Raw genomic sequence first — 6739 nt, 5'->3', positions numbered from 1 at the left:
CCGCCGCGCCGGGGCGCTGCCCCGGACCCCGCGGGGGCTGTTCGCCCCTCGACCCGAACCAGGCACGGCCTGGACCGAGGGTGGAAGAACTGCGCGATGCGCAGTTCTTCCAGCGGGCCGGTGGCAAGACCCTGGACGGCGTTGCCGACCGAAATGGCAGCGCGGCGGTCTTGACGGGGCAGGGTCGCTCCTGCTCTTGCCTCGGCTGTTCGATGAACTGCGCATCGCGCAGTTCATCGCCCCTGGGTCCAGCGCTTGCGCAGGCCCCGGGTGCAGGGGCGGACAGCCCCTGCTCGGGTCCGGGGTGAAACCCCGGCGCTACGCTGCCGCAGGGCAATCTGCCTGCTCCGACGATCGGGGGCGCGCTCGATCGCGGGATGCATGCCTTCGTTCTGGACAGCAGCCTGCATGGGCGCCGTCCTAGGTGCGAGCTCTCCGTATTGAAGCACGCCGTCCCTTTGGCTACGTTCTCCGACGACGTGCCGGCGAAGAGCCCGCGCGGATGCGCGAAGGCGCACGACGCGCCGGGCCGATCGCTCGGCTTTCCTGCATGGGAGGATGAAATGGGCCAGGTGGTGATGGACCGAGGGGCGGGCAACGTTGCGGGGAGCGGTCCGGGCGCCAATGGGCACGCGGCGACGAAGATCCGGAGCTACGCGCCTGCCACGGGCGAGCTCCTCGGCGAGGTGAAGGTCACCTCTGCTGACGAGGTCAAGCGCGCCGTCGAGCGGGCGCGGCGCGCGCAGGAAGCCTGGGGCGCCCTGCCCGTCGAGGAGCGCTGCGAGCGCGTCCTGCGCTTCCGCGACGCCATCGTCGACCGCGTCGACGAGATCGTCGACCTGCTCGTGCGCGAGTGCGGAAAACCGCGCCACGAGGCCCTGCTCCACGAGGTCATGGTCGCCGCTGACATCGCGACCTTCTTCGCCAAGGCCGCGCCGCGCGTCCTTGCGCCGCACGAGATCAAGCTCCACCTGATGAAGCACCGCCGGAGCTTCATCCACTACAAGCCCCGCGGCGTCGTGGCCGTGATCTCGCCCTGGAACTACCCGTTCCAGCTCCCCTTGCGCGACGCGATCCTCGCGCTGCTCGCGGGCAACGCCGTCGTCATCAAGCCGAGCGAGGTCACGCCGCTCATCGCGCAGAAGGCCAAGGAGGTCTGGGACAGCGCGGGCCTGCCCGAGGACCTGCTCCAGATCGTCCCTGGCTTCGGGCCCACGGGCGCGGCGCTCATCGAGGCGCAGCCGGACTTCGTGATCCTCACGGGCAGCGTCGCCACGGGCCGCAGGGTCGCGGCTGCGTGTGGCGAGCGGCTCATCCCGTGCGTCATGGAGCTTGGCGGCAAGGCGCCGCTCATCGCCTGCGCCGACGCCGACGTCGAGCGCACTGCGCGCGCCATCGTGTTCGGCGGCTTCTCGAACTCGGGCCAGGTCTGCGTCTCCGTCGAGCGCGTCTACGCACACCGCGAGGTTCACGACAAGCTCCTCGATCGCGTCGTCGAGCTGACGAGGGAGCTCAGGCAGGGGGATCCGAGCGCCGAGTTCGTCGACGTCGGCGCGATCATCTTCCCGCATCAGATCGACGTGGCCGAGAAGCACATCGCTGACGCGCTGCAGAAGGGCGCCACGGTGCGCGCGGGCGGCAAGCGGCGCGAGGGGCCGGGGCAGTTCTTCGAGCCGACCGTGATCGACGGCTGCAACCACCAGATGACCGTCATGACCGAAGAGATCTTCGGGCCGATCGTGCCGTTCATGCGCGTCTCGACCGAGGAAGAGGCGCTTCGCCTCGCGAACGACTCGCACCTCGGTCTGAACGCGTACGTCTTCTCCCGCGACCGTGATCACGCGACGCGTCTTGCCGAGCGCGTCGATGCGGGCAGCGTGCTCGTGAACGACGTGCTGACGAACGGCGGCACGCCCGACACGCCCTTCGGCGGCATCAAAGCGAGCGGCTTCGGCCGTGCGATGGGGGAAGAGGGCCTGCGCGAGATGTGCAACATCAAGCACGTCAGCGTCGAGCGTGTCGGCATGGGCAGCAAGGACCCGCTCTGGTTCCCGTACACGGCCCAAAGTTATGGTTGGTTCCGCAAAGGGCTGCGGGCGCTCTTCTCAGGCGGCGGACTCTTGCAGCGCATTGGCGAGATCCTGTAATCAGGTGGCACTCGGGGGTGGTGGATGGGACCGGCCGCCCCACGTCACTGCCCCCTGCCGTCCCCCGCGCCGCGCATGAAGTCCTGCCCCACGTGCAGCCTCCGCTATCCGAGCGAGAGCAACACTTGCTTCGCCGACGGCTCGACGCTCGTCGTGCTCCGGGATCCGTGGCTCGGCAACACCGTCGCGGGCAGGTACGTGCTCGACGAGCTCATCGGCATCGGCGGCATGGCCTCCGTGTACCGCGCGCGCTTCCTGCTCACGGACAGACCCTGCGCGGTGAAGCTCCTGAACCCGCAGCTCGCCTCGGATCACACGACACGCGAGCGCTTCAACCGCGAGGCGAAGCTCGCGCAAAGGCTCGCGCATCCGAACATCATCGAGATCTTCGATCACGGCGACGCGGAGGACGGCACGCCGTTTCTCGTGATGGAACTGCTCGAAGGCGAGAGCCTCTCGGAGGTCATCGCAAGCGGCCCGGTGCCGATCGCGCGCGCGCTCCCCATCGTCATCCAGATGACCCGCGCGCTCGCCCGCGCCCACGACTTCGAGGTCATCCACCGCGACCTCAAGCCGGAGAACGTGTTCTTGCTCCGGGGTGACCGGGTCAAACTCCTCGATTTCGGCATCGCGCGCTGCGCGCAGGACGTGCGTCTGACAAACGCGGGCGAGGTCTTCGGCACGCCCGAGTACATGGCCCCCGAGCGCGCGACATCGTCGGACGCAGGCCCGCCGGCCGATCTGTACGCGCTCGGCGTGATCCTCTTCGAGATGCTGACGCAGCGTCTGCCCTTCGACGCGCCGAGCCCCGCGCAGATCCTGAACAAGCACATGCTGGAGCCGCCGCCGCGTCTCGGCGAGCACCTGCCAGACGCGCCGCCCGCGCTCGATCAGCTCGTCTACGACCTCATGGCGAAGGTGCCCGACGGCCGGCCCGTCGACGCACACCGGGTGCTCGCGTCGTTGAAGGAGGTCAGCGAAGCCGCGCGGATCCCCTCGCCGCCCGAGCTCGACTCGGGGCCGATCGCGCCGCCGCGCCCTTCATCCGCGGCCGCAGCGCAGCGCTGGAGCACGCGCGTCGAGATCGTGGAGCGTCTCGTCGGCAAGACCTACGGCGGCGCGCTGCCCGTCGAGGTCGCGCGGACGCTGGAGCAGATGAAGGCGCACGTGAAGGAGCTCGCGGAGCTACGAGCCCGCGGTCTCGAGGAGCAACGCGCGCTCGACACGATCCACCGCGAGTGGAAGGAGGGCCGCTTCCGCCAAGGCAAGGCGATGGATCGGCTCACGGTGGACATCTCGCGGACGCGCGAGGAAGCACGCGCGACGCGGGTCGGCATCGCGCCGCTCGCCGGAGCCGCGCGATCGTTCGCGCCGCGCGTGCGCGAGGCGCACCGGGATGTGGTGTTCTGGGAGGGCCGGAGCGGCTTCCGCGAGCCTTACCGCGAGCTCGCAGACGCATACCGCGCACTCGCCGATCTCGTCGAGCTCTGGGCGGACGCGCGTCACGCCGAGCTCGAGGTCGAGGCCGCAGCAGTCGAGAAAGAACGCGCAGTGGCCGAGGTGGATCAGCAAATCCGGGAGCTCCGGCACAGTCTCGTGATCGCGGATCGGGCGATGGAAGATCGCAAGGCGAAGCACTTCCTCGCACTCGCGGACGTGGGCCGGCGCGCCGAGAAGCTCGAGATGGAGCTCCTGCGCTCGTCCGGTCGAATCTGCGCGCCGCTCCGAGGCCGAGCAGATCTGGCGCCCTTCTTCGCGGAGCTCGCGGGCGGCGTGCCCGTGGCGACGGCGCCGGTGTAGAGCCGCTGCGCTGGGGCGTTGCGCTGGGGCGTTGCCCCAGGCCCCACCAGGGGCTGTCCGCCCCTGGACCCGGACCAGCGCAAGCGCTGGACCCGGGGTCGATGAACTGCGCGATGCGCAGTTCATCGAACAGGCCGCAGTCAAGACCATGAGCGACCCTGCTCATCAAGACAGCGGCGCTGCCCTTTCGACTGGCAACGCGGTCCCACCGGCCTGTTGGAAGAACTGCGCAACGCGCAGTTCTTCCATCACGAGTCCAGGGCTTGCCCTGGTCCGGGTCGAGGGGCGGATAGCCCCCGCGGGGCCCGGGGCAGCGCCCCGGCGCGGCGCCCAAGAAGAGATCACCCCTCAGCCCTCGCGCGTGATGTGACGTTTGTGCGATGATGACTCTGGGGCGGGAGATCGCGCCGCGTTTTGAGGCGCGAGACCTCGCGAAAGCATGTCGGGGAAGGTCAAGCAGATCATCGACGCCATCGTCGCCCATCGCTCGCGGGGCAACCCGACGATGGCGGGGTTCGTCCGCGCGAAGCTCATGCTGAAGGGCATTGATCCTTCGAAGCACACGGACACCACCTCTGACGATCCTGAGGTCCTTCGCAAGCTCGAGGCCCTTGCGCGCGAGCTTGGCGTCGACCTGTCTGCGCAGCCTGCGGGCGTGTCGTGGCGACCGCCGCCTTCCTCGCAACGCTAGCCATCCTCTTCGAGAGCACGCAGGGAGAAGTGTCAACGTGCCCGTTCGAACTGCTCATGCGACCGTGATCGGCGCGGACGACGTCGCGCGCTTGATGCGCGCGGAGCTCGCCTCGGTCGAGCCTGTCGTGGTCCTTTATTTTGCCGGCGGCCGCCGGGATCCTCGCGCGCTCGCCGAGGCGATGCAGCGTGCGTTTCCGGGCGCGCTCGTGGTCGGGTGCACGACGGCTGGCGAGCGCGAGGGCTGCGCGTGGCGCAAGGGCTCGGTCGTTGCGATGGCGCTCGGCAGCGAGATCGTGCGGGACGCGGCTGTCGCCGTGATCGAGGACATCCGCGGACGCACCGACGTCAAGCACGCGCTCGCGCCGCTCGAAGCGCACTTCGGGAGACCGCTCTCGAGCCTGGATCCATCGCAGCACGTGGGCCTCCTCTTCGTCGACGGCCTCAGCAGCGCCGAGGAGCGCCTCATGGATCGGCTCGGCGACCTCACCGACATTCCGATCCTTGGCGGCTCCGCGGGGGACGATCTCACCTTCACGTCGACGTGGGTCGCGAAGGACGGCATGGCCTTCACGAACGCCGCGGTCCTGCTCCTGCTCGAGCCTGCGGTGCCGTTCCGCGCGTTCAAGACGCAGAGCTTCCGCCCGCTCGATCGCGCGCTCCGCGTCACTGCCTGCGACGAGGCCGCGCGCGTCGTGCATGCGTTCGACGGCAAACCCGCGGCGACTCGGTACGCCGAGGTGCTCGGGATCCCGGCGGACGAGCTCGCGAACCACTTCCAGAACCACCCGCTCGGCCTGATGGTCGGCGACGACCCCTTCGTGCGCAGCCCCCAGCAGATCCGCGGCGAGAGCGTGGTCTTTTACTGCAACGTTCCCGAGGGCACGGTCCTCACGGTGCTCGAAGCGAGCGACATCGTGGAGGACACGCGCTGCGCGATCGCGACGGCCCGCGCGGAGCTCGGCGGCGCGTCGGCGCTCGTCAACTTCGACTGCGTCCTGCGCACGCACGAGATCGAGTCGCGAGGGCTCATCGAGCCGTACGGCGCGCTCTTCGAGGGCATCCCGACGGTCGGGTTCAGCACGTACGGCGAGCAGTTCCTCGGCCACGTGAACCAGACGGCGACGATGCTCCTCTTCGGCTGATCGCCTCCTCGGGACGAGCTCGCCGCGGGGCTTCCCGTGGGCCTCTCAGGGCTCCATCTGCCCCCCCATGGCGTTCGAGGGGATCCTCTTCGACGTGGATGGCGTGCTCGTCGATTCGCCGCACGAGCGAGCCTGGCGGGACACCTTGGAGGAGCTCATGCGGGGCCCGTGGAAGGACCTCGCGGCTCGGTCGCGGTACACACCGGAGCGCTTCGACACCGCGGTCTACCAGGAGATCGTCGCCGGCAAACCTCGCGAGGACGGGGCGCGCGCGGCGCTCGAGTACTTCGGCGTGCCCGACGCCGCGGCCCACGCCGCGGAGTACGGCGCGGCGAAGCAGGCGAAGATCCTCGGCCTCATCCGGGCAGGCGCGTTCCAGGCCTTCCCGGACGCGCTGCGGTTCGTGCTCGACGCGCGCGACATGGGCTTGCCGATGGCGGTCGCGTCGTCATCGAAGAACGCGAACGAGCTGCTCGCGCGGATCGTCGTGCCCGAGCCCATGCCGGGCATCCGGCCGGATCCACTCGGGAAAGAGCCGGGCACGACGCTCGTCGACCTCTTCGACGCGAACGTCTGCGGCCGGACGTTTCCGAGGGGCAAACCCTACCCGGACATCTTCCTCGGAGCCGCGGCGGATCTCGGCGTGCGGCCCGAGGCGTCGCTCGTGGTGGAAGATGCGACGTCGGGGGTTCAGGCGGCGAAGGCCGGCGGGATGCGCGTGATCGGGGTGGCGCGGCTCGGAGACGAGGAGCTCTTGCGGGCGGCAGGGGCGGACCTCGTGGTGACGTCGCTCGACGAGGTGGATCGAGACGCACTCGCACGAGGGACGCTCGCGCGCGTCAAGAAGGCGGCGTGAGCCGTTGCGCCGGGGCGCTGCCCCGGACCCCGCGGGGGCTGTCCGCCCCTCGACCCGGACCAGCGCAAGCGCTGGACCTTTTGTGGAAGAACTGCGCGATG

The 6739-nt window shown here is 69.8% G+C and carries 5 protein-coding genes; all 5 read left to right on the top strand.

All coding sequences use genetic code 11. From position 1 onward, the window contains the following. Nucleotides 1-440 precede the first annotated feature (440 nt). The 5 genes from KEG38_RS54600 to KEG38_RS54580 all read left to right on the top strand — a co-directional run bounded on the left by KEG38_RS54600 (nucleotide 441) and on the right by KEG38_RS54580 (nucleotide 6638). Complete coding sequence (locus tag KEG38_RS54600) at nucleotides 441-2147, top strand: aldehyde dehydrogenase family protein (protein ID WP_272429169.1); 1707 nt, start codon at nucleotides 441-443, stop codon at nucleotides 2145-2147. 75 nt (nucleotides 2148-2222) lie between these two features. Then, nucleotides 2223-3947, top strand: a complete 1725-nt coding sequence (locus KEG38_RS54595) for a serine/threonine-protein kinase (RefSeq protein ID WP_272429167.1) — start codon at nucleotides 2223-2225, stop codon at nucleotides 3945-3947. 439 nt (nucleotides 3948-4386) lie between these two features. Then, nucleotides 4387-4638, top strand: a complete 252-nt coding sequence (locus KEG38_RS54590) for a hypothetical protein (protein WP_272425096.1) — start codon at nucleotides 4387-4389, stop codon at nucleotides 4636-4638. A gap of 37 nt (nucleotides 4639-4675) precedes the next feature. Then, nucleotides 4676-5782: an FIST signal transduction protein gene (locus KEG38_RS54585; RefSeq protein WP_272425097.1), complete on the top strand. Its 1107-nt coding sequence runs from the start codon at nucleotides 4676-4678 to the stop codon at nucleotides 5780-5782. Between the two features lie 67 nt (nucleotides 5783-5849). Then, the gene (locus tag KEG38_RS54580; RefSeq protein ID WP_272425098.1) at nucleotides 5850-6638 is read left to right on the top strand and encodes an HAD family hydrolase; all 789 of its coding nucleotides are present in this window, start codon (nucleotides 5850-5852) and stop codon (nucleotides 6636-6638) included. The last annotated feature ends 101 nt before the right edge of the window (nucleotides 6639-6739 follow it).

The organism is Polyangium jinanense, assembly GCF_028435265.1.
Lineage (GTDB): Bacteria > Myxococcota_A > Polyangia > Polyangiales > Polyangiaceae > Polyangium > Polyangium jinanense.
The sequence above is the reverse complement of the archived record's forward strand: the minus strand, read 5'-3'. Positions and strand labels throughout refer to the sequence as shown.

What these genes read in the sequence shown, in the direction of transcription:
- KEG38_RS54595 (WP_272429167.1), top strand. Translation starts at nt 2,223, where the DNA reads ATGAAGTCCTGCCCCACGTGCAGCCTCCGCTATCCGAGCGAGAGCAAC.
- KEG38_RS54590 (WP_272425096.1), top strand. Translation starts at nt 4,387, where the DNA reads ATGTCGGGGAAGGTCAAGCAGATCATCGACGCCATCGTCGCCCATCGC.
- KEG38_RS54580 (WP_272425098.1), top strand. Translation starts at nt 5,850, where the DNA reads ATGGCGTTCGAGGGGATCCTCTTCGACGTGGATGGCGTGCTCGTCGAT.